This window comes from Butyrivibrio sp. XPD2002 (assembly GCF_000423945.1).
Lineage (GTDB): Bacteria > Bacillota > Clostridia > Lachnospirales > Lachnospiraceae > Butyrivibrio.
Map to the genome: position 1 here is coordinate 41792 of NZ_AUIY01000021.1, position 22952 is coordinate 64743.

Annotated in this window: 18 protein-coding genes; 16 read left to right on the forward strand and 2 right to left on the reverse strand. The window is 44.4% G+C overall.

Translation table 11 applies throughout. The features are described from left to right. Positions 1-64 precede the first annotated feature (64 nt). Entirely contained in the window at positions 65-823 is a 759-nt protein-coding gene (locus G587_RS0112060; protein WP_026492455.1) for a hypothetical protein, read from the reverse strand. A gap of 247 nt (positions 824-1070) precedes the next feature. On the opposite strand from G587_RS0112060, the gene G587_RS0112065 reads away from it, so the two are divergent. The 8 genes from G587_RS0112065 to G587_RS0112100 all read left to right on the forward strand — a co-directional run bounded on the left by G587_RS0112065 (position 1071) and on the right by G587_RS0112100 (position 8211). After that, complete coding sequence (locus G587_RS0112065; protein ID WP_026492456.1) at positions 1071-1622, forward strand: TetR/AcrR family transcriptional regulator; 552 nt, start codon at positions 1071-1073, stop codon at positions 1620-1622. Positions 1623-1643: 21 nt separating this feature from the next. After that, positions 1644-2912: an NAD(P)/FAD-dependent oxidoreductase gene (locus tag G587_RS0112070; protein ID WP_026492457.1), complete on the forward strand. Its 1269-nt coding sequence runs from the start codon at positions 1644-1646 to the stop codon at positions 2910-2912. Positions 2913-2986: 74 nt separating this feature from the next. After that, positions 2987-3649 carry a (d)CMP kinase gene (gene cmk / locus G587_RS0112075; RefSeq protein WP_026492458.1) on the forward strand — a complete coding sequence of 221 codons (663 nt, stop codon included), beginning with the start codon at positions 2987-2989 and terminating at the stop codon, positions 3647-3649. 3 nt (positions 3650-3652) lie between these two features. Next, the gene (gene ispH, locus G587_RS0112080; protein WP_026492459.1) at positions 3653-4507 is read left to right on the forward strand and encodes a 4-hydroxy-3-methylbut-2-enyl diphosphate reductase; all 855 of its coding nucleotides are present in this window, start codon (positions 3653-3655) and stop codon (positions 4505-4507) included. Continuing rightward, positions 4488-5621, forward strand: a complete 1134-nt coding sequence (gene rpsA / locus G587_RS0112085) for a 30S ribosomal protein S1 (protein WP_026492460.1) — start codon at positions 4488-4490, stop codon at positions 5619-5621. The genes ispH and rpsA overlap by 20 nt, the downstream gene beginning before the upstream one ends. 209 nt (positions 5622-5830) lie before the next feature. Next, positions 5831-6610 carry a CheR family methyltransferase gene (locus G587_RS0112090; protein WP_026492461.1) on the forward strand — a complete coding sequence of 260 codons (780 nt, stop codon included), beginning with the start codon at positions 5831-5833 and terminating at the stop codon, positions 6608-6610. 90 nt (positions 6611-6700) lie between these two features. Then, positions 6701-7681 (forward strand): phage tail tip lysozyme, encoded by a 981-nt coding sequence (locus tag G587_RS0112095; RefSeq protein ID WP_026492462.1) that lies wholly within the window; start codon positions 6701-6703, stop codon positions 7679-7681. Positions 7682-7725: 44 nt separating this feature from the next. Continuing rightward, the gene (locus G587_RS0112100) at positions 7726-8211 is read left to right on the forward strand and encodes a hypothetical protein (protein WP_026492463.1); all 486 of its coding nucleotides are present in this window, start codon (positions 7726-7728) and stop codon (positions 8209-8211) included. Between the two features lie 54 nt (positions 8212-8265). Here G587_RS0112100 and G587_RS0112105 read toward each other — a convergent pair whose 3' ends face one another. After that, the gene (locus G587_RS0112105) at positions 8266-8529 is read right to left on the reverse strand and encodes a hypothetical protein (protein WP_026492464.1); all 264 of its coding nucleotides are present in this window, start codon (positions 8527-8529) and stop codon (positions 8266-8268) included. A gap of 204 nt (positions 8530-8733) precedes the next feature. On the opposite strand from G587_RS0112105, the gene G587_RS0112110 reads away from it, so the two are divergent. The 8 genes from G587_RS0112110 (at position 8734) to G587_RS22600 (ending at position 22927) form a co-directional block, all read left to right on the forward strand. Further along, entirely contained in the window at positions 8734-10056 is a 1323-nt protein-coding gene (locus tag G587_RS0112110; RefSeq protein ID WP_026492465.1) for a glycoside hydrolase family 27 protein, read from the forward strand. A gap of 23 nt (positions 10057-10079) precedes the next feature. After that, entirely contained in the window at positions 10080-11762 is a 1683-nt protein-coding gene (locus G587_RS0112115; protein WP_026492466.1) for an extracellular solute-binding protein, read from the forward strand. A 169-nt stretch (positions 11763-11931) separates the two neighbouring features. Next, positions 11932-13074, forward strand: coding sequence for a glucose-1-phosphate adenylyltransferase (locus G587_RS0112120; protein WP_026492467.1), 1143 nt, complete (start codon positions 11932-11934; stop codon positions 13072-13074). A gap of 1 nt (position 13075) precedes the next feature. Further along, positions 13076-14194: a glucose-1-phosphate adenylyltransferase subunit GlgD gene (gene glgD / locus G587_RS0112125; protein WP_026492468.1), complete on the forward strand. Its 1119-nt coding sequence runs from the start codon at positions 13076-13078 to the stop codon at positions 14192-14194. 121 nt (positions 14195-14315) lie between these two features. Then, positions 14316-15737: an amidophosphoribosyltransferase gene (locus G587_RS0112130; protein WP_026492469.1), complete on the forward strand. Its 1422-nt coding sequence runs from the start codon at positions 14316-14318 to the stop codon at positions 15735-15737. 151 nt (positions 15738-15888) lie between these two features. Further along, positions 15889-17940, forward strand: coding sequence for a response regulator (locus tag G587_RS0112135; protein WP_026492470.1), 2052 nt, complete (start codon positions 15889-15891; stop codon positions 17938-17940). Beyond that, positions 17937-21368, forward strand: a complete 3432-nt coding sequence (locus tag G587_RS22595) for a DegV family protein (protein WP_051201001.1) — start codon at positions 17937-17939, stop codon at positions 21366-21368. Before G587_RS0112135 ends, G587_RS22595 begins: the two co-directional genes overlap by 4 nt. A 35-nt stretch (positions 21369-21403) precedes the next feature. Continuing rightward, positions 21404-22927: an alanine/glycine:cation symporter family protein gene (locus tag G587_RS22600; RefSeq protein ID WP_035786555.1), complete on the forward strand. Its 1524-nt coding sequence runs from the start codon at positions 21404-21406 to the stop codon at positions 22925-22927. Positions 22928-22952 lie beyond the last annotated feature (25 nt).

The window sequence follows — 22952 nt, forward strand, 5'->3', positions numbered from 1 at the left end:
GAAAAAGATTTCAGCACTGTGAGCTTTTTTTAGGGTAATCTATGATGTTTCTGTAACATACTTTTTATGTCAGCAGCTCTGCGGCATCAAGCATTGCCATTCGCTGTTCTGCCCTCATATTGTCATTGGAGTAGTCGGAGAAAGCATTCTCGATAGAGGAGCCGCTTATTTCTGCCTGACGTTCATTCTCCATAACTCTGACGATTCCTTCATTGAATATCTTTTCATTCCTGGTCTCGTCTGCGTTTTCCTTTCCTTTTTCAGTTCTGCCTTCCATCTCATGATCGTAATCATATCGTGTGATATCACCGTTTATGTACATCTGCTGTAGCTGAGCATCGGAATAGGAATTATAATTGTGAGTCTTTGCCTTATTGGAAGCCTCTCTGGCCTCTGCCTGCGTGTGAAGATTGGGCTTCTCGGAGAGATCAGCCTGAGTGTTTTTCAGGCGCTCCTGGCGCTCTAAGGTTTCCTTCATCCGCTCAGCGGGAGAGGGCTTATCCTGTTGCTTCTTCATGATCTCATCAAGGAGCTTCATTGCAGCCGAGGGCTCATGGTCATCCTTTTTATCAGGCATCTTTTTGACATCGCCGATTTCCTCTGAATCCTTTAAAAGGTCCTGGCTTTTCTTACTGGCCTGGGCGGTGTCGCCATCCTTGGATTTGGCTATAACATCCTCAAGGACTTCCTTTACATGTTCTTTCCTCGAGCTTTCTTCCTTTATCTGTTCTTTTAACTGATCAGCAGCTTTGGTCTGATCGGTAGTAGTGGTGAGCTGTACACGTTCGGTACCACCAACAGCTGAAATATTAAGATCTGCCATGGCAACCTCCAGTCCACCCATGTCGGGTAAAACGGAATATAAATACCTATAATGATTATATCATTTTTGAAACTATCTGACAACTACTGAAATAGTCAGAAAATAATATTCGTAATACTGATATTTTTTCGAATTTTTATTTCAAATTACTATGCAAAATCCATGTTGACACCGACAGGTCGAAACACTAAAATAATAACACATGATACGATAAACAATTCATAATATGATAACGGAGGATTAGGATATGTCCAGGAAAGCCACTATTACACAGGAAGAAATTGTAAATGCGGCATTTAAGATAACCAAGAAGGAAGGCTTTGACAAGGTCACCTCAAGAAGACTGGCAGCTGCAGCAGGCTGTTCTACACAGCCGATTTTCAGAATTTATGACAACATGGATGAGCTTAAGAAGGACGTTGTAGCCAAGGCAGTGGCATACTTTGAGGATTTCTGCAGAGGAATCGCAACCAGGCATGAGACACCCTTCGTGGATCTTGGACTGAGCTATATCACATTCGCTCAGAAGAATCCTAATCTTTTCAAGCTTCTCTTTGTATCAGAGGCCAATGAGGGCGCCAGCATGTATGACGTTGTTAACGGTTCTGATGAGAACGTTGTACGTGAGGTTTCCAAGGCTAAGAGTCAGGGCGTTCCTGATGCTGAACAGCTTTTCATGAAGATGTGGATATTCATTCACGGCGCAGGCTGCATGGCTGTTACAGGAGACTATGATCTTGAAGAGGCTGATTCCGTTAGCATGCTTGAGTCAGCATATGAAGCTTTCAGGCTTTCATAATTTTGGAGTAATTGGAGTTTTATGAAGCAGGTTGCTGTAATTGGCTGCGGTGCAGCCGGAATGATGGCGGCTATTTCCGCGGCGATGAGCGGAGCAGCCGTCACTATTTTTGAGAAAAATGAGAAGCCCGGTAAGAAGATATACATTACCGGCAAGGGCAGATGTAATGTGACAAATGCCTGTGATATTTCAGAGTACTTTGACAAGATACCTCACGGTTCCAAGTTCCTGTACAGTGCGCTGTATGGATACGATAACACCCAGGTTATGCGTCTTTTCGAGGAGAACGGATGTAAGCTTAAGACTGAGCGCGGAGACCGCGTTTTTCCTGTGTCCGACCACTCCTCAGATATTATCAGTACTCTTGTGAGAATATTAAAAAAGCTCAAGGTGGACATCCGCTATCAGGACGAGGTTCGCTGGATCCAGGTGTCTGAGGACGGCCATGTAAAGGGCATTGTGTCCGAGGATTCCGGAATCTCCGAGTTCGACTCCGTCATAGTCTGCACAGGAGGCTTATCCTATCCCTCCACAGGCTCAACCGGAGACGGCCTCAAATTCGCCAAGGAGCTGGGACATAAGGTTACGAAGACCACACCGTCGCTGGTTCCATTTGAGGTGGCGCAGAAGTGGTGCACAGAGCTTCAGGGACTGGCGCTCAAAAATGTTGCCATTAAGCTTGAGCAGATACCTGCATCGGGCCCCGGTAAGAAAAAGAAGTACGTGTATGATGGCTTTGGAGAGATGCTTTTCACTCACTTTGGTGTGAGCGGTCCTTTGATTTTGACCTCGAGCTGTTATTACGAGGAGGCAGATAAAAAGGGCGAGAAATATTCCTATGTGATTCACCTCGACCTCAAGCCCGCTCTCACAGAGGAACAGCTTGATAAGAGAATTCAGAGAGAATTTGAAAATGCTAAGAACAAGCAATTCAAAAACAGCCTGAATGCACTTTTTCCTTCAAAGATGATACCTATAATGGTTGAACTTTCCGGTATAGATCCGGAGAAGCAGGTAAATGCCATAACAAGAGGTGAGAGACTTGAATTTGTAAGTCTTATAAAGAACATCAAGATGGATGTAACCGGCCTTCGAGGATTCCCCGAGGCAATCATTACCAGAGGCGGCGTCGCAACCAGCGACATTAACCCCTCAACTATGGAATCAAAGAAAATTAAGGGCTTATACTTTGCAGGAGAGGTCATTGATGTAGACGCTCAAACCGGCGGCTTTAATCTCCAGATCGCATGGTCTACCGGCCACCTGGCAGGAGAGTGTGCTGCAGAATAAAGCCTTCGCCCTTAGGGAGAAGGTGGCACGAAGTGCCGGATGAGGGGCATAACAAACAAAGGAGAATAATTAAAATGGGAAGTAGTATAGCAATAGATGGACCTGCAGGAGCAGGCAAGAGTACAATTGCAAAGATAGTTTCAAAGAAGCTTGGTTTTATTTATATTGATACAGGCGCTATGTATCGCGCTATGGCTGTTCATATGATAAGAAATGGCGTATCAGGAGAGGACAGTGCGGAGATCGAGAAGAACATCGACAGCGCAGACATCTCTATCGGCCATGAGAATGGTGAGCAGGTTGTTTACTTGAACGGAGAGAATGTAAATTCACAGCTTAGAACCGAGCAGGTAAGCGCAATGGCTTCAAAGACCAGTGCAAATGCAAAGGTAAGAGCCAAGCTTGTAGAGCTTCAGCAGAAAATGGCAAAGACAACTAATGTTGTTATGGACGGAAGAGACATCGGAACCGTGGTTCTTCCTGATTCAGAGCTTAAGGTATACCTCACTGCAGGAACAAGAGTCCGCGCAGAGAGAAGATATAAGGAGCTTATCGAGAAGGGCGAGACCTGCAATATCGATGAGATAGAAGAGGATATCAAGGAGCGCGACCACAGGGATATGACAAGAGAGAACTCACCTCTTAAGAAGGCAGATGACGCTGTGGAGATCGACTCCTCCTACATGACAATTGATGAGGTTGCGGATAAAATAATCGAGCTTTATAAAGGAAATTGATTTATGGAAGTTATTTTAGCTGAGCACGCTGGTTTTTGCTTTGGCGTCACAAGAGCAGTAGACGTTGTTTACGATCAGATAAAAAAGAATACTGATAAAAAGATCTACACCTATGGTCCTATCATTCACAACGAGACAGTTGTAGCTGACCTTGAAAAACAGGGCGTCAGCGTGATAGAGGGTGAGGAAGAGCTCAAAAGTCTCACCGAGGGAATTCTTATCATAAGATCTCACGGAATCAGAAAAGAGATTTATGAGATCATGAAGGAGCGTGGAATCGAGTATATCGATGCTACCTGCCCCTTTGTAAAAAGAATTCACAACATAGTTGAGAAGGAGAGTGCCGAGGGTAAGACAATAGTTGTTGTCGGAAGTGCGAAACACCCCGAAGTAGATGGAATTGTGAGCTATGCATCAGGTCCTGTCTATGTTGTTGAGAGCCCTGATGAAGCTCTGGATCTCGACATTCCGGAGGGAACTGATATATGTATCGTTTCCCAAACAACATTTAACACAAATAAATTTCAAGAAACCGTTGATAAATTTTCTAATACGCGCTACAATGTTAATGTTGTGAACACTATTTGTAGTGCAACTGAAGAAAGGCAGACCGAAGCAGAGCGTATTGCCGGCCAGGTTGATGCTATGATAGTGATAGGCGGAGCGCACAGTTCTAATTCAAGGAAACTGTATGAGATATGCAGTAAGAAGTGTGCAAATACATATTTTATTCAAACACTGGATGACTTGCATTTAGAACTTCCTAAAGCGGTTAAACTAGTGGGAATAACCGCCGGGGCGTCCACCCCAAAGAACATTATCGAGGAGGTTCAGAATCATGTCAGAACAATCTTTTGAACAAATGCTCAATGAGTCGTTCAAAACAATTCATACGGGGGAGGTCGTTGAAGGCACTGTTATATCTGTCAAGCCTGATGAGATTATTCTTAACATTGGCTACAAGTCAGATGGTGTACTTACAAAGAACGAGTACAGCAATGATAACAGTATCGATCTGACTCAGGTGGTTAAGGAAGGTGACACAATGGATGTCAAAGTCCTTAAGACCAACGACGCAGACGGTCAGGTTATCCTGTCATATAAGCGCCTTGCCCTCGACAGAGGTAATAAGCGCATTGAAGAAGCTTATAACAACCAGGAAGTACTTACAGCTAAGGTTGTACAGGTACTTGATGGTGGACTTACAGTAGTAGTTGATGAAGTTCGTATCTTCATCCCTGCAAGTCTTGTATCAGATACTTATGAGAAGGATCTTTCCAAGTACGAAGGACAGGAGATCCAGTTCGTAGTAACTGAGTATAATCCGAAGCGTAGAAGATACATCGGTAACCGTAAGATGCTTATCACTGCTGAGAAGGCTGAGCAGGCTAAGAAGCTCTTCGAGACAATCGGTGTTGGCGATATCGTTGAAGGTACAGTTAAGAACGTTACAGATTTCGGTGCGTTCATTGACCTCGGCGGAGCAGACGGACTCCTTCACATCTCTGAGATGTCATGGGGCCGCGTTGAGAATCCTAAGAAGACCTTCAAGGTTGGCGATACAGTTAAGGTTCAGATCAAGGGTATCGACGGCAGCAAGATCGCTCTTTCAAGAAAGTTTGATGATGAGAACCCTTGGAAGGATGCAGATTCTAAGTATGCAGTTGGTAACGAGGTAACTGGTAAGGTTGCCAGAATGACTGACTTCGGTGCATTCATCGAGCTTGAGCCCGGCATCGATGCACTTCTTCATGTATCTCAGATCGCTAGAGAGCACATTGAGAAGCCTTCAGATGTACTTAGCATCGGACAGGAAGTTACAGCTAGAATCGTAGACTTCAATGAAGCAGATCGCAAGATCAGCCTTAGCATCAAGGCTCTTACAGCTCCTGAGAAGGAAGATGCTGAAGAGGATGGCGATGTAGTATCAGTTGATATTGAGAAGGCTATCGCTGAGCAGGATGCTGAATAATAATTAGTTCATTCCGGACTGTCGCATTAATGGTGCGGCAGTCCTTTTTCTTTACGAAATAACGTTTTGATATATAAACTTAATATTGTTTATGTTTATTTTATTTTACATAAATATAGCGCTTGGTTATACTTAAACCATAAGTAACTATGCAATTCTATAAGGAATGCATTTCTGATTAAGTGATCAATTCACGAGGGGGTCTGGAAATGGCAGTTGATTATGAGTGGTTTAAGGGCGAAGTTTATAAGCTGACTAAGATTGATCTTAATGCGTATAAAGAGAAACAGATGAAGCGCAGGATCGATACGCTTATTGGTAAGACAGAGTGTAAGGGATACGATCAGTATATGGATCTTATCAAAAAGGATCAGACTGCTCGTGAGACCTTTATTACGTATCTTACAATTAACGTATCTGAGTTCTTCAGAAATATCGACCAGTGGAATCTTATGGATAAGAACATGGTTCCCGAGCTTATCAAGAAGTTCGGTAAGAACCTGAAGATCTGGAGCGCTGCATGTTCTACAGGAGATGAGCCGTATACCATAGTTATGCTGCTGTCTAACCATATTCCGCTGAATCAGATTAATATCACAGCGTGGGACATTGATACAGTTGCCCTTGCAAAAGCAAGAGCAGGTGTCTATGATGCCAAGGAAGTATCAGCGGTTCCGGCAGAGCTTAAGAAGAAATTCCTCACACAGGAAGGCGACAAGTGGCGTGTTTGCGATGACGTTAAAAAGCGTGTAAACTTTAAGCAGGCAGACCTTTTAAGAGAGCCTTATCCGAAGGATTATCATCTTATCGTATGCCGTAACGTGCTTATATATTTCACTGAGGAAGCAAAGGATGAGATTTTCAGAAAGTATTACGATTCTCTTGCTCCCGGTGGTGTGCTCTTTATTGGTAGCACAGAGCAGATTATAAATTATAAGGAAATAGGATTTATAAGAAAGAGCTCTTTCTACTACGAAAAGCCGATGTAAAAGTGAGATAGGAAATCTTCGATTTCCGTTATCGAACTTTGCTCTGGCGAACGAAGTGAGAGCAGAGCTACATTTTAAAGGAGAATTGGTATGAAAAAAGGGGTTAAATTTGGGGCAAAGGTATTATTAGGTATAGCGTTTATTATAGGATGCAGTCTGGTTACACCGCGGTGCAGTGTTAAGGCTGCATCTTTAAATGGAAAAAACAATGAGGAAAAGATATTCTATTTCCTCAGGCAGGAGATGGGCTTCAACAATGCTGCGGGCTCAGGAGTCCTGGCTAACATCGAGAAGGAATCCTCCTTCAGGACAGAGGCTACAAGTGATGGCGGAACAAGCTACGGAATCTGTCAGTGGCATGCAGAGAGAATGTCCAGAATGAGAGCATGGTGTGATGACCATGGCTATGACTGGTCAGACTTAGAGGGTCAGCTCAACTATCTGCAGTATGAGCTTAATACCTACTATCCCAATACACTTTCCATGGTTAAGGGTGTGAAGAATTCCGCAAACGGTGCCTATAATGCTGGGCATGACTGGTGCTATTATTTCGAGGTTCCTTCAGACAGAGACTACAGGGCTAAGGAAAGAGGCGACCTTGCAAAGAACAAGTACTGGCCTAAGTACAAGAACGTAAAGGCTAAGCTTAAAAAGGGAAAGGTCTATGTGACAGAGCTCGGAACATTCAAGGCTACAGGCGATTTTGAGGTGGCATTTAAGGGAATGGCTAATCCGGACGCTATAAGCCTTGATATACCCAACAGAGTTAAGATTGGCAATATAAATGCCAAGGTTACTTCCATAGCTGTAAGAGCCTGCAAGGGCAACGAGAAGCTTGAAGAGGTGACAATCGGTGCCAACGTAACCAAGATTGGTAAAAGCGCTTTTTATGGCTGCAGCAACTTAAATGATATAACAATCAAATCCAAAAAGGTTAAGACCTTCTCCAAGGGCTGCTTTAAGAATATCGGCGAGGGTGCAACCTTCTATGTGAAGGGCGGTGTAAAGAAGGACTACGCAAAGAAGCTTAAGAAGGTAGCACCTGAGGATATAAGTGTTAAAAAGGAATGATACCTTTGGTATTGATAAGTTTTGTTTTATGAGGCGGGGCTTATATGGGACATAACAAGATTTATTTGATCTATTCACTTGCGATATTTCTTGTAGGAATGGGCTTTTTCATAGTGGGAGAATTTAACAGGCCGCCGAAGCCTGAACTCAAGGATCCCAGCCTGATAGGTCATGAGGACGAGGAAGAGGGCGATGGTGATGGCACCGAGCCGGGTGTTGCTGAGATATCCGGTGAGGATATCCAGATGCCCGTTCCCGAGCCTGAAGAGCCGTCGATTGAGAACATTGCCTTTGAAAATGAAACCGGTGGAACTGAGGAAGAACAGGAGAATTCCGAGGAGACCTCCGAAGAGGAGGAAGAGGAGCCTGAGCCTCCGATCTACGACGGACACGAAGAGGAAAGAATAGAACTGATAAAAGAGAATTACGTCCTTCAGGAGGCTTACGACAGTGCCCGCACCACCACCTTTATAGGCTTTGCATTCTGGGCTATGGCTTTAGTCTGTGCAATCCTGTACTTTAGATCTTAAGAATGAAAAATGCCCGGTTGTAGAATTTACTACAATCGGGCTCTTTTAATTCTGTTAAGAAGTAAGACTGGGCTTCCAGGTGATCTCGTAGATGCTCTCCATGATCTTGCGGAGTTCTTCCTTCATGGACTGGCAGGCGCTGTTCTCGTCTGTGAAACTCATGAGTCCTATCTTTTCCTTGTGCTCAAAGAAATATACTTCCCAGACTCCCTTGTGCTCGGTGAGGCATATTCTGCCATCACGATGTTTACCGATTTTGTAGAGCTTGGATGGTACCAGATGCTCTTTGAAAAAATGCTTTAATTCCTTTGCTGTCATACCTGCCTCCAATTGCTAAAAATATGCAAGTGATATAAATAACTCTCACATGTAGTTTTAAAAACTACATACAGAATAGCACAAAATTTTTCCAATTTCAAGAAAAGGCTTGATACAGTTTTTTAATGAAAATATAATAACCATTATCGTGATTATGTGACATAATTAAACTATATATGACATACAACGGGGAGAGGAAAAGGTATGAATAAGAATGATTTTGCACGACGTGCTCCAATGGGGTGGAATAGCTATGACTACTACGACACCAAGGTAACAGAGGCCGAGATCAAGGCCAACACAGACTTCATGGCAAACTATCTTAAGGAGTTTGGATATGAATACATAGTTGTTGATATTGAGTGGTATTCAAATGATGCCGGAAGCAGAAGACAGGACTATCAGTACATTCCCTTTGGGGATGATGAGATGGATGAATTCGGAAGGCTTTTGCCCTCACCTAACAGATTTCCTTCATCTGCGGACGGAAGCGGCTTTAAGAAGCTGGCAGAATACGTTCACTCCAAGGGCCTGAAATTCGGTATCCACATCATGAGAGGAATACCGAGACAGGCAGCACATAACAGATGTAAGATCCACGGAAGTGAGTACACAGCTGATATAGCAGCAGATGCATGGTCAATCTGCGGCTGGAACCCTGATATGTACGGCGTTAGAAATAACGAGGCAGGACAGGCATACTACGATGATCTCATTCAAATGTATGCAGACTGGGGCGTTGATTTTATCAAGTGCGATGATATCTGCGACAGCTTCCTCTATCCTGATGGAGGCCGCATCAGATTCAGCGGCTATGAAGAAACAAAGATGATTCACAGAGCAATTGAGAAGACCGGAAGAAGCATCGTTCTTTCACTTTCACCGGGACCTGCTCACGTGGACAGAGCATTTTTCTATGAGGAAAATGCCAATATGTGGCGTATTACCGATGACTTCTGGGATGACTGGAGACTCTTAAAGGAGATGTTCTACAGATGCGAATCCTGGAACAAGAGAACATCAAGGGGCAACTACCCTGACTGTGACATGCTTCCCATCGGATGGCTTGGCTACGGCTTTGGCAATGAGAGAAGATCCAACTTTAACGGTGATGAGCTCCGCACAATGATGAGTCTCTGGTGCATGTTCGGTTCACCCCTCATGATAGGCGGTGAGCTCACCAAGATGACAGCTGAGGATCTGCAGTACCTCATCAACAAGGATCTTTTAAAGCTCATGGACGGCCGTCATTACGGTGAACAGGTACTCAGAACAGATGACGAAGCAATCTGGAAAAACTGCGACGAGAGTAAGACAGAATGTTATATCGCTCTTTTCAATACCAGTGATGAGGAGAGAGAGATCAGCGCAGATTTAGAGGATATATCCGAGACAGAGATACTTGATAAATCCACCAGCGTTACTGACGTATGGAATGGAAATACCTCGGATTTCTCATTTGAGGATTGCAGGACACTTAAAGCAACAATAACTCCACACGGAGTTAAGGTTTATAGAATTGGCTGACGATTAGCGCTAGAGGTGTGCCTATGAAAAAGAGGGTACTGGCAACTTTATTATGCTTCATAATGATTGTGGGCGGAGCAGGCTGCAAAAAGCCTGCGCCCAAAGACACTGCCCATAATACAAATGAGGGCGGCTTTGTGGCTTCGGAGGATATTCTTAATTCCTCGGAAACAATTATTTCACAGGGAAATGATGAAGAGGCCGGCTTTGATACCTCCGGCATAGACACATCTGAGCACGTAGTCATAAATTACCTTACGATTGGTGATAAGCCTACAGGAAAAGCATCTGAGAGGCTCAGGGAGACAATCGCCGAATTAAATGAAATCCTTGGCGATGAATTAAACGCAGAGCTCAGTATTAAATTTGTAGGCTGGGATAATTACCTGGAAAAATACAATAAAGAGATAGGACTTATGGACGGTAGCGTTGATCTTATAGGCGCTTCCACGGACTGGCTTGACGGCTGGGCAAATGTGAAAAAAGGAGTTTTTCTTCCACTGTCAGATGTGATACTAAGAACCTATGCTCCCAAGACCTACGAATCCGTTTCACCGGAGCACTGGGAAATGTGCAAATATAATGACCAGATATACTTTATGCCAGAGGATAACTACACCCAGTGGACCAATCATGGCTTTATCTACCGCAAGGATTTTGCTAAGGAAGCGGGACTGAAAAAGGGCGTAAAGAGCTGGGATGACATGACAACGTACTTTGAGTATGTAAGGGGAAATCATCCCGAGCTGAACTGTCCCTGGGATGCGAATTCCACCATGTATATCAATATGGCGGAAGGATGGATAACCTCCCATTCCGAGTTTGTGCCTATAGACAGCCTTGGCAATGAGAAGCTCTGGGGAGGCACCAGGGAAGATCCCTACACGATTTATGTTCCTGCAATGGACGATACGGATATGCTGGTTGCGTATGCCGAGCTTATGAAAAAATGGGATAGGATGGGAGTTTGGACCTCCCACGTCATGGATGAGCCTAAAAGTGATAACAGGCTTGAGTACAGGAGAGGACTTGTTGCGGCAGAACAGCATCACACCCAGACCTTCGTAAATCTCTGCTCTAAAAATGAAGAGAACGTGTTATATAAAGATAACCCAAATGCGGAGTCCGGCTTCTTCTACTTTGGAGAGGAGAATGACAACCTTGTTTCCGGAACAATAACCCACGGTGCCATGGCCATCTCTGCAGCGTCAGAGAATCCTGAGAGAGCCCTTATGGTTTATGATATGCTTCGTAACAATGAAACCTGCTACAGGCTTATCTGCTATGGAATAGAGGGCATATCCTACATCATAAACGAAGAGGGCTTAAGAGCAAAACCGGAGGGATACGACCCTGAAAGTGATAACATCTATGATATAACCGATTTCTGGTGGGGCAGAAATGACAATCTTGAGATCCGTGATGCCGACACCAACTGGGATGTAGTAGACGAATTATACACAGCCTATGACAAGAAAAAATATGACTATCCCTACGGACAGTTTGTTCCTGATGAGACAGAGATAGAGGCCAAAATAGAGAAGTGCAACAAAATCTATGAGACCTATATGAAGCAGATATCCTTTGGCAAATACAACGGCACGGCAGAGAGCATCGTTGAAGAGATGCAGAAGGAGCTGGCTCTTGAAGGAATTGATGATGTGACAGCTGCTCTTCAGGAGCAGATCGACACACTGTACAGATGACAATTTTTGCAGCGAAACCTCCCCTTTCATTTTATGAGATGGGGAGGTTATTTTATTAAAAAAATATAACCTCCATTTTATCTGAAATCCCCTAATTTTTATTGAAATTATTGTGCATACCGCTTAAAATTATTGTATCTACAATTATGAAAAAAGAGGGGGGTTTGTTATGGCTCAAACTAACATGCTTGCTATGATACTTGCCGGTGGAAGAGGAAGCCGTCTTCACGAGCTTACCAACAAAGTCGCTAAGCCGGCTGTTGCCTTCGGTGGAAAATACCGTATCATAGATTTTCCGCTTAGTAACTGTGCTAACAGTGGTATAGATATTGTCGGAGTACTTACACAGTATGAGTCAGTCCTTCTGAACAGCTATGTGGCTGCAGGCGGACGCTGGGGCCTTGATACCAAGGACAGCGGTGTATTCGTTCTGACACCCAGAGAAAAAGCTGATTCAGGATTTGACGTTTATCGCGGAACGGCTGATGCCATTTCTCAGAACATCGATTTTATCGATGCCTACGATCCGGAGTATTTACTTGTTCTTTCCGGAGATCACATTTACAAAATGAATTATGATAAGATGCTCAGATTCCACAAGGAGCATAATGCAGACGCAACTATTGCCGTTATAGGCGTTCCCATGAAGGAAGCAAGCCGTTTCGGTATTATGAATACTGCAAATGACGGACGTATTGTGGAGTTCGAGGAAAAGCCCCCGAAGCCGAAGAGCAACCTTGCATCCATGGGTATTTATATCTTCAACTGGAAGACCATGCGCAAGATGCTTATCGAGGATATGAAGAATCCGGATTCAAGCCATGATTTCGGTAAGGACTTCATCCCTGTAATGCTCGACGAAGGCAAGGCTCTCTATGCCTATGAATTCAAGGGCTACTGGAAGGATGTAGGAACAATCGATTCTCTCTGGGAGGCCAATATGGACCTTCTGGACAGCGAGAACGAGCTTAACCTTGCTGATACATCCTGGAAGATCTATACAGAGGATACAGGTATGACACCTGCGTACATCGCAGAGAGTGCCAAGATCGACAGAGCATACATCAACCAGGGCTCTGCCATCGGCGGTGAGGTTAAGAACTCAGTTATCTTCTCGGGAGTTAAGATTGGCCCCGGAGCTAAGGTTACAGATTCCGTGCTTATGCCGGGAGCAGTTGTCCTTGAGGGCGCTACAGTCACAAGATGCCTCGTAGCTGACCATGTCCGTATAGGCAGAAATGTAACTGTTGGAAACAAGAAGAGTGAAGAAATCCTCCTTGTTGCAAAAAGTATAAAGGGGGAGGATAAGTGATATGGCAAGCAGAGCATTTGGCGTGATAAATTCCGCTTCTAATTTTATTCGAGTTGAGGGACTTCACGATTACAGACCTATCGGAGCATTTTCATTCCTTGGAAGATTCCGTGTTATCGATTTTCCTATTTCGAACATGAGTAACAGCGGCTTCGAGAGAATCCAGGTATGCCTTAACTCAAGACCACGTTCCATTGTAGAGCATATCGGATCCGGTCGCCATTACAACATCAACTCCAAGCGCGGAGCTATTCAGATGTTCTTCACACAGAACAACGGTGCAAGCTCCATTTATAATACTGATATCAACGCTTATCTTGAAAATATTGAGCAGATTGAGCGTATGCCCCAGGAGTACGTTGTCATAGCACCCAGCTACATGATCTACAAACAGGATTATGAGGCACTTCTGGATGCGCATATTGAATCCGGAACAGATATTACACTGCTTTACCATAAAGTAGATCAGGCTAAGGAATATTTCAGAGGCTGCAATATAGTTACTCTGAATAAGCAGAAGGGTGTAGAGTCACTTGAGCGCAACATGGGTACCGCCAAGGAGAGAAATATCAGCATGGACACCTATGTTATGAGCAAGGAGATTTTCATAGACCTCATCAAGAAGTCAAGAAAGGAATCCTCAGCATATTCACTTGCTGATATGATAGCTCTTTCCTGCAAGGAGCTTGATGTAAGAGGATTCCAGCACAAGGGCTTCTTCGCAGCAATAACAAGCCTTGATGACTACTACAGAGCAAATATGGAACTCCTTGATTACAGTACTTCAATGGAGTTCTTCAGACCTGAGTGGCCTATCTACACCAGAACCACAGATGCGTGCCCTACACAGTACGTACATGGCGCCAAGGTTGTTAACTCACTTGTATGTAACGCAGGTCTCATTGAGGGAACAGTTGAGAATTCCATCATTGGACGTAATGTTCACATTGGTAAAAATACAGTTGTCAGGAATTCGATTATTCTTGCCTACAACGATATCGCTGATGGCGTTTATATCGAGAATGCCGTAATCGATAAGTGGGCACAGATAAGACATGTGAAAAAGGTGGTATCCGGATCTGTAACACCTGCTTACGTAAAGAGAAACGATAGACTCTAATCACCAAGCGTTAACAGAACTACATAAAATATTCAAAAATTAAAACCACACATGGAACCTTCTTTGTGTTATCATGTAGAGCGTATAGTTCAAATGATAATCATTATTCAGGGAGGTTTCCATGGGTGGTTTTTTTGGAGTAGCATCGCGTGAAGACGCAGTTTTTGATCTGTTTTACGGAACAGATTATCATTCACATCTCGGCACTCGCCGTGCAGGTCTTGCTGTATATGACAGGAAAAAAGGCTTCGACCGTTCCATTCACAATATAGAGAGATCATATTTCAGACCTAAATTCGAAGAGGATATGCTTAGAATGGAAGGTCATCTTGGTATCGGCTGTATTTCAGATTTCGAGCCGCAGCCCCTAATCGTACGCTCACATCATGGCACATACGCCATTACAACAGTGGGTAAGATCAACAACCTTGAGGAGATAACCAATAAGCTTTTTGCGGACAACAGATCCCACTTTCTCGAGATGAGTGGTGGAGATATCAACCCCACAGAGCTGGTAGCTTCCATCATCAACCAGAAGGTTACAATAGTTGAAGGAATACGTTATGCCCAGGAGATCATAAAGGGCTCAATGACAATGCTCATCATGACTACCGAGGGTATATATGCCGCCCGTGACAGATACGGAAGGACTCCCGTTCAGATAGGCCATAAGGAAGAGGGCTACTGCGTATGCTTTGAGAGCTTTTCCTACTTAAACCTCGGCTATGATCCCTACAGGGAGCTTGGCCCCGGAGAGATAGCATATATCACTCCTGAGAGTGTGGAGATCGTGGCACCTGCCTTTGACGAGATGCGCATCTGTACATTCCTCTGGATTTACTACGGATTCCCGGCATCCTGCTATGAAGGACTTAACGTCGAGAATATGAGATACGGCTGTGGTAAGAAGCTTGCCCAGCGTGATATGCAAAGAGGACTGCACCCCGATATCGTTGCAGGCGTTCCGGATTCCGGTGTGGCTCACGCTATCGGTTATTCCAACGCATCAGGAATTCCTTATTCCAGACCCTTTGTAAAATACACACCCACATGGCCGAGATCCTTTATGCCTACAGTTCAGTCAAGACGTGATCTCATCGCCAAGATGAAGCTTATTCCCGTTAATCAGCTCATAAATAACAAGAGTCTTCTTCTTATCGACGACTCTATCGTGCGCGGTACACAGCTTCGTGAGACCACAGAATTCCTGTATAAGAGCGGTGCTAAGGAGGTTCACATCAGACCTGCATGTCCTCCGCTTATATATGGATGTAAATACCTCAACTTCTCACGTTCCAACTCAGAGATGGAGCTTATCACCAGACGAGTTATCGAGAAGCTTGAAGGCTATCCGAAGCCGGGCGATGAGACAGTAAGAAAGTATACTGATCCCGATTCACCTCAGTACGAGGCTATGCTTGAGGAGATAAGAAAAGAGCTCAATTTCACATCACTTCATTATCACAGACTTGATGATATGGTTGAGGCTATTCCCATGGAGCCCTGCAAGCTTTGCACATACTGCTGGAGCGGCAAAGAATAATATACGAATCTACACACCACACCCTGAAAAATGGGTGTGGTTTTTTTATAAATTTTTTAGCAAATGTTTCGATTTGCAACTATAAAAAAGTTATCACCTCACGTTAGAATAAATGTATACGGGATAGTGTTTTCTTATGAGAGGGATAAATATGGACCAGGCGAAAAATGAGAGATTTATTATTCTCCTTATTTCCGTTGCTTGCGTAGGCCTTGCGATAGAGACTACCCTGGCCGGCTGGGAATTTTGGGTTCCGCCGATCATTATTATTGGTACTCTGGGTCTGTGGCTCATGCATATTTCCGGGAATCCTGAATACAAGGTGCGCAAGGTTGCAGGTCTTGCCTTTGCGATGCTGGCGATCTTTTTCCATGGCGTCCACGAGAGCAGCTTTTTTGATGTTGCTCTGGTGGTTGGTATTTCCATGGTCGCTTTTTCCTTCTACGATGATATATATATGATGAACCTGCTGCTGGCTGAATACATCCTGATCATGGGAATGCAGCTTGTCATGGCCATCGGCAATCTGAACTTTACATTTGATTCCATGACAATATCGAGAATCGTTCTCCATGTAGCCATCGTTACCATGATCTATTATTGCTGCACTAAAGCCATTGATAACAGACAGGAGATGATGCAGTCTGACTCGGAAAAGGAGCGGCGTATCGAATCTGTTGATATGGACATGGAGGACTTTCTTTCCAATATTTCCCATGAGCTCAGAACCCCTGTAAATGTAGTAAACGGCATGTCAGAGATGCTGATTAAAAAGAATGTGGGCAACGAGGCATACTCCATTAAAAATGCCGGAATCCGCCTTGCCTACCAGATCGAGGATATTCAGGATTACACGGAATGTAAGAGAGAGAAGGTAATTCTTGAAGAGGATGAATACATGAGCACATCACTTCTAAATGACGTTGTGGTGGGCTTCCGTTTTCTGAACAATGAAAAAAATCTTGAGATGATCGTGGATATGGATCCGAAGGTCCCTTCAAAGATGCTGGGAGACGTTAAGAAGATCCATAAGATATTCAGGCACCTCTTAGAAAACGCTATAAAATTTACCAGAAAAGGCGGAATCTATGTAAAGGTCTTTACGGAGAACACAGACTACGGTGTAAACCTCTGTATAGAGATGACTGATACAGGTATCGGTATGGACAGATGGTCGATAGCATCTGTCTCCAAGGGCATGTATCAGGTCAATAAGAAAAGAAATCGCAGCTCAGGCGGAATCGGTCTTGGGCTATTTATCGTGTATGGCTTTGCCCACAAGATGGGAGGCTTTGTAAAAATCGACAGTGAGAAGCACGTAGGAACCACTGTCCGTGTGACAATCCCTCAGAAGGTTGTGGACAAGAATCCATGTCTTATGCTGTCAAATGATTTCAGCGGAGACATCATTTTCCATGTCCGCTCGGATAAGTACAAGGTTCCCAGAGTCCGCGATTTCTATCGCTCTATGGCGACTAATCTTGCAGCAGGAATCCGAGTTCCGCTATATCCCGCAGAGACAGTAGGTGAGATAGAAAAGCTGAAGGAAAAGCTTGATATTTCAGTTATTTTCATGGGGCAGGAGGAATACGAGGAAAATCCCGAATACTTCGATGAGATGAGTAAGGGAGATGTCGTGGTGGCAGTATCTGCATCACCTGGCTTTAAGCCAAATACAGGTAGTGCTGTACTTGTAATGCCTAAGCCTCTCTATGCATATCCTGTAATCAAGGTCCTCAACGAAGGTCGCGAAGCAGGTGATCTTACAGATATCGGACAGAATCCAAGACCGTCATTTAAGAATGTCAGAGCCCTTGTTGTTGATGATGAACCCATGAACCTTGTGGTTGCAACAGAGCTTTTCAAGGACTATGAAATCATTACGGATACAGCAGGAAGCGGAAAGGAAGCTATAAGCAAGTTCCGCAATAATGACTATGACGTGGTATTCATGGACCACATGATGCCCGGTATGGACGGCGTTGAAGCCATGAAGCAGATTAAATCCGTGGCAGCAGATATGCATAAGAGCATCGTGGTAATAGCACTTACTGCCAATGCGGTTTCCGGTGCGAGAGAGATGTTCATACAGGAGGGCTTTGACGGCTTCATTGCAAAGCCCATAAATATCGCTGACTTTGAACGCGTTTTGACAAGGGAACTTCCCAAATCAGTTGAAGATAAGGGAGGTCAGTCATTATGAAGAAAAACGGGCTTATAAGAAACATCATGGATGCCATAAGAGATCCTGAGAGAGATATCAAGGAGAGAATATATATAGCCCTTTCCTGCATTTCTGAGGTGACAGTACTGATCGCACTTATCGGCGATATTATTGAGCAGGAAAACCCTCATGAGATCGCCGTCATTGCAGGAACGCTGATATTTGTTCCGGTCATAATGATAATCTCTCTTAAGCTTAATAAGGTTTATGTGGCTACGAAAATTACAGTCCTTGGCCTGGTATTTATCATCCTTCCTTCGCTGTTTGTCTTTGGAGGCGGTGTAGAAGGCGGAGGCGTTCTGTGGATCATCTTCATATTTACTTATGCAGGTCTTGTCCTCACAGGTATGTGGAGAAGAGTGATATTTGTACTCATTGTAAGCATGTCCCTTGGCTGCTACATGCTTGAATACTATCACCCTGAGCTGGTTTATGAGCATTCAAAAAGTGTATTCCTGTTTGATTCGTACATGTCCATTGTACTTGTAGGTATCATCTGCTTTGCCATGACCTGGCTTCAGAATATGTTTTTCAAGGATGAAAATTCCCGTGCCAGAAAGTCTGCGGAAATGGCTGAGGAGCTTACAAAATCCCAGAACAGATTCTTTTCCAGCATGAGCCATGAAATCCGCACGCCCATCAATTCCATATTGGGATTAAATGAGCTGATACTTCGTGACCCTGATGCGACAGATGAGATAGTGCGTGATGCCAATGGAATCCAGGGCTCAGGCAAAATGCTCCTGTCCCTTATAAACGACATTCTGGACTTCTCCAAGATGGAAGCCGGAAATATGAGCATCGTTCCTGTGGACTACAAAATAGGTGACATGCTCTCTGAGATAGTTAATATGGTCTGGCTGAAAGCCCATGAAAAGGGCATCAAGCTGGGCGTCAGCGTTGATCCTTCAGTACCTACGGTTCTCTATGGTGATGAGATACGCATCAGGCAGATAATCATCAATCTTCTTAACAATGCGGTTAAATACACAGGTGCCGGTAGTGTCGACCTGCGCATTGAGAGTGAGCAGAAGAATGAAAAAACAGTGGCCCTTACCATTTCAGTTTCAGATACAGGTATGGGTATAAAGAAGGAAGTTATTCCCTATCTTTTCGATGCCTTTAAGAGAGTGGATGAAGAGAAGAACCGCTACATTGAAGGAACGGGACTTGGACTTTCCATAGTAAAGCAGCTTGTTGACCTTATGGGCGGAACCATCACCGTAAACAGTGTATACGGAGAGGGCTCAACCTTCACTGTTGTGTTAAACCAGGGTATTTCCGACGCCACACATATCGGCGAGCTCAATATTCACAACCAGAGTGCTGTAAACAGGACAATTTATACCAGCAGCTTCAGCGCACCTGAAGCAAGAATCCTCATCGTTGATGATAATGTTATGAATCTCGAGGTAGAGACCAAGCTTCTTGCAGATACCGATATGACGATCGATAAGGCTGTGAGCGGTAAGGAAGCCCTTGAGCTTGACTTAAAGCACAAATACGATGTCATACTGATGGATCATCTGATGCCTGAGATGGATGGTATACAGTGCCTTGAGAAGATAAGAAACCATGCAGGAGGACTTAATCTTGCAACACCTGTGGTGGTTCTTACTGCCAACGCAGGAAGCGATAATAAGGAGCTGTATAACCGTGCAGGCTTCGATGGTTACCTGGTAAAGCCGGTATCCGGTGAGGCTCTTGAAAAGCTGCTTATCAAGTTCATTCCGATAGAGAAGCTTGTTGTGGGCAGAAGCAAGGTTATGAACCTGAGAGAGGACATAAATACCGCTGCAGGCTATTCAGGAAAAGCTCCCGTAATAATCACATCTACAAGTATGTGTGACCTTCCGGGATCACTTCTTAAAAAATTGCACATTCCTATTTTGCCCTTCCAGATCAGGACAGAAGAGGGAGTATTTAAGGACGGCATTCAGATGGGAGCAGATGAGCTTATGCGCTACATAAGAAGCGGCAGAAATGCTACGTCAACACCACCTGATGAAGCGGCGTACACAGATTTCTTTGCAGCAGGATTAAAGAAGGCTCATCATCTTATCCACATATCACTTACTACCAGTATGAGTGATGAGTACAAGATAGCTTCGGAGGCCGCGAAGTCCTTTGATAACGTTACAGTAATCAATTCAGAGTGTCTCTCCTCAGCTACAGGCTTACTTGTTCTCATAGCCTGCAAGCTGATGCAGATGAAGGATAATGTAGAAGAGATAGTAGAAGAGCTTGAGCAGGTAAAAACCCGCTTAAAGTGCAGCTTCATCATGGATACTACTGAGTTCATGGCAAGAAAAGGTCTTGTGAGCTCCGGAATCGACAAGCTGGCAAGAAGTCTTAATTTACATCCGAGCGTTGTCATAAAGGGCAATAAGTATCGCGTGGGAAGCATCTGGATGGGCAACAGCAGGAAGGCCTATAAGGGATATATTGCAAGCGCATTTCCTGTTGATGTGATTCCTGATCCCGAGGTGTGTTTCATAACCTATGTGGATATACCCATGGATATTCTTATGTGGGTTAAGGAAGAGATAAGAAAATATGCTTACTTCGAAAATGTAGTGTTTAAGCAGGCATCAGCCGCTATTTCCTCAAACTGCGGTCCCGGATCCTTAGGAATTATCTACTTTGTAAAGACCAACAAGTCCTACAATCTCTCAAGCTTCTTTGAGAAGGAAAAGATTATCGAGGACGAAGAAGAGGAAGAGCTTCTTTTGGAAGAGGAGCAGGATACAGAAGAAGCTGATGAGGAAGAAAGCTCTGAGGAAGTAGCTGTAGAAGCAGTAGCAGCGGGGGCCCCTGGGCCCAAATGGTACGACGAAATAGAAGGAATTGAGGGCAATGCTGCAATTAAGAACAGCGGCTCAGAGGATGCCTTTAAATCAGTTCTTAAGATATTCTATGAGTCCATCGAGGATTATTCCAAGGAGCTGGAGGGCTATTTTGAAAACAGTAACTGGCCTTCCTACACCATTAAGATTCATGCCCTTAAGAGCTCCTGTAAGCTCATAGGCGCACTTAAGACCTCCAAGAAGGCTGAGAATCTTGAGATGGCAGGAAAAGCTGATGACATAGAATTTATCAAGGAACACCATGATGAATTCATGGAGGAGTACAAGGCCTATAAGGAAAAGCTCAGTAAGGTATTTGAGGAACCCAGGGATGAAACGGCGGGAAAGCGTAGTAAGCCTGTAGCGGATGCGTTCCTTCTGGGTATCGTCTACGACGGACTTAAGGAAGCAGCTGAAGCCATGGATTACAGCGCAGTTGAAGACATCATGAACGACATTAAGCGCTATGAAATTCCTGACGATGAAAAGGAAAAAATTGAAGCTCTGTCAGCCAGGGCGTCGCAGCTTGATTATGACGGAATCCTGGAGATATTAAAGTGATGATGGTGTAATGTGTATTAGAAGGGAAATTCTGCATGGAAACAGTAATCCGGATAAATGATGCGGTGAATAACTTTGCATGGGGAACCTTCGGCCTTTTCCTGCTTTTGGGAACAGGTCTTATCTGCACGGTCATTACGGGCTTTTTCCAGATCACACACGTTGTACACTGGGTGAAGAACACCTTCGGGATAATGAACGGAAAGGGCCGCATCATAAATGATGCAGGAGCCTTATCCCAGCGAAGGGCCTTCTGGACATCGTTATGCGCTACCATAGGTACCGGCAATATTGCGGGCGTTGCCACAGCTATATGCATGGGCGGCCCGGGAGCTGTATTCTGGATGTGGGTTGCGGCCTTTTTCGGAATGATGGTCAAGTACTCAGAGAACCTTCTTGGAATGTACTACAGGCGAAGAAACATAGAGGGTGCCTGGTCGGGCGGACCTATGTATTACCTTCAGGATGGCCTTGGCTCCATGAAGCATTGCAAAAGGCTAGGGAAAATTCTTGGAATTTTGTTCTGCGTTTTTACAGCGCTGGCGTCCTTTGGAATAGGTAATATGGCGCAGATAAATAAGATAACTTTAAATGTTGAGGCCGCCTTCCTGGCGGGGAAGGATACCGGAGAGTATATAGGAATTCCCAATGCTGAATGGGCAATAGGACTGGTTTTACTTGCTGCCACGGCTGTCATTATTCTTGGTGGCTATAGAAGAATGACAGCGGTTTCAGAGCTATTAGTGCCGTATATGTCCTTCTTTTATGCGGTGGGCTGCATCATTGTTATCATGATGAATATCAGAGGAATACCTGCTGTATTTGCAGCTATTTTCCGATTTGCACTTGGCCCTTCTGCAATAAAAGGAGGGGCAGCAGGATCAGCTGTGGCGCTGGCCTTAAACACTATTAAAAATGGCTGTAAGCGAGGCGTATTTTCAAACGAAGCAGGACTTGGCTCCTCAGTTATGGTTCACAGCACCAGCTGCGTAAGAGAGCCGGTTCATCAGGGACTCTGGGGCATAGCAGAGGTGTTCCTTGATACGATGGTTATATGCACGATCACGGCTGTTGTAATCCTTAATTCGGGATTCATAGACTTAGAGACAGGACTAGCAAAGGAAGGCGTAAATGATGCCACACTGGTGACACAGGCCTTTGGAGCACACTTTGGAAAACCGGGAGAGTGGTTTGTGGTTCTGGCGATTACCCTGTTTGCATTTACAACGGTGCTTGGCTGGTCTTACTATGGCGCGAAGGTTACGGAGTACCTGTTCGGGGTTACGATGGGTAAGCTATACAGATTTCTTTTTGTAGGACTTATACTTTTTGGTGCGGTTATGGAGTCCAATCTGGCATGGGATATTTCAGATACCTTCAACGGTCTTATGATGATTCCAAATCTCATTGGACTTGTAGCTCAAATACCCCTTATAATAAGATTAACAAAGAATTATACTGATAGAAAAATCAAAGGTAAAAATGTAGACGCTATTCTGTCCTATGACGCAGACATTCAGAAGGAAGCTCTAAGAGCTGTCCTTAAGGGTGCAGATTAACTCGTGGTGATGGAGGAAGGTGCAT

Excerpts from the sequence above, each read along its gene's own strand:
- G587_RS0112060 (WP_026492455.1), bottom strand. The coding sequence starts at position 823 with ATGGCAGATCTTAATATTTCAGCTGTTGGTGGTACCGAACGTGTACAG.
- G587_RS0112065 (WP_026492456.1), top strand. The coding sequence starts at position 1,071 with ATGTCCAGGAAAGCCACTATTACACAGGAAGAAATTGTAAATGCGGCA.
- G587_RS0112070 (WP_026492457.1), top strand. The coding sequence starts at position 1,644 with ATGAAGCAGGTTGCTGTAATTGGCTGCGGTGCAGCCGGAATGATGGCG.
- cmk (WP_026492458.1), top strand. The coding sequence starts at position 2,987 with ATGGGAAGTAGTATAGCAATAGATGGACCTGCAGGAGCAGGCAAGAGT.
- ispH (WP_026492459.1), top strand. The coding sequence starts at position 3,653 with ATGGAAGTTATTTTAGCTGAGCACGCTGGTTTTTGCTTTGGCGTCACA.
- rpsA (WP_026492460.1), top strand. The coding sequence starts at position 4,488 with ATGTCAGAACAATCTTTTGAACAAATGCTCAATGAGTCGTTCAAAACA.
- G587_RS0112090 (WP_026492461.1), top strand. The coding sequence starts at position 5,831 with ATGGCAGTTGATTATGAGTGGTTTAAGGGCGAAGTTTATAAGCTGACT.
- G587_RS0112095 (WP_026492462.1), top strand. The coding sequence starts at position 6,701 with ATGAAAAAAGGGGTTAAATTTGGGGCAAAGGTATTATTAGGTATAGCG.
- G587_RS0112100 (WP_026492463.1), top strand. The coding sequence starts at position 7,726 with ATGGGACATAACAAGATTTATTTGATCTATTCACTTGCGATATTTCTT.
- G587_RS0112105 (WP_026492464.1), bottom strand. The coding sequence starts at position 8,529 with ATGACAGCAAAGGAATTAAAGCATTTTTTCAAAGAGCATCTGGTACCA.
- G587_RS0112110 (WP_026492465.1), top strand. The coding sequence starts at position 8,734 with ATGAATAAGAATGATTTTGCACGACGTGCTCCAATGGGGTGGAATAGC.
- G587_RS0112115 (WP_026492466.1), top strand. The coding sequence starts at position 10,080 with ATGAAAAAGAGGGTACTGGCAACTTTATTATGCTTCATAATGATTGTG.
- G587_RS0112120 (WP_026492467.1), top strand. The coding sequence starts at position 11,932 with ATGGCTCAAACTAACATGCTTGCTATGATACTTGCCGGTGGAAGAGGA.
- glgD (WP_026492468.1), top strand. The coding sequence starts at position 13,076 with ATGGCAAGCAGAGCATTTGGCGTGATAAATTCCGCTTCTAATTTTATT.
- G587_RS0112130 (WP_026492469.1), top strand. The coding sequence starts at position 14,316 with ATGGGTGGTTTTTTTGGAGTAGCATCGCGTGAAGACGCAGTTTTTGAT.
- G587_RS0112135 (WP_026492470.1), top strand. The coding sequence starts at position 15,889 with ATGGACCAGGCGAAAAATGAGAGATTTATTATTCTCCTTATTTCCGTT.
- G587_RS22595 (WP_051201001.1), top strand. The coding sequence starts at position 17,937 with ATGAAGAAAAACGGGCTTATAAGAAACATCATGGATGCCATAAGAGAT.
- G587_RS22600 (WP_035786555.1), top strand. The coding sequence starts at position 21,404 with ATGGAAACAGTAATCCGGATAAATGATGCGGTGAATAACTTTGCATGG.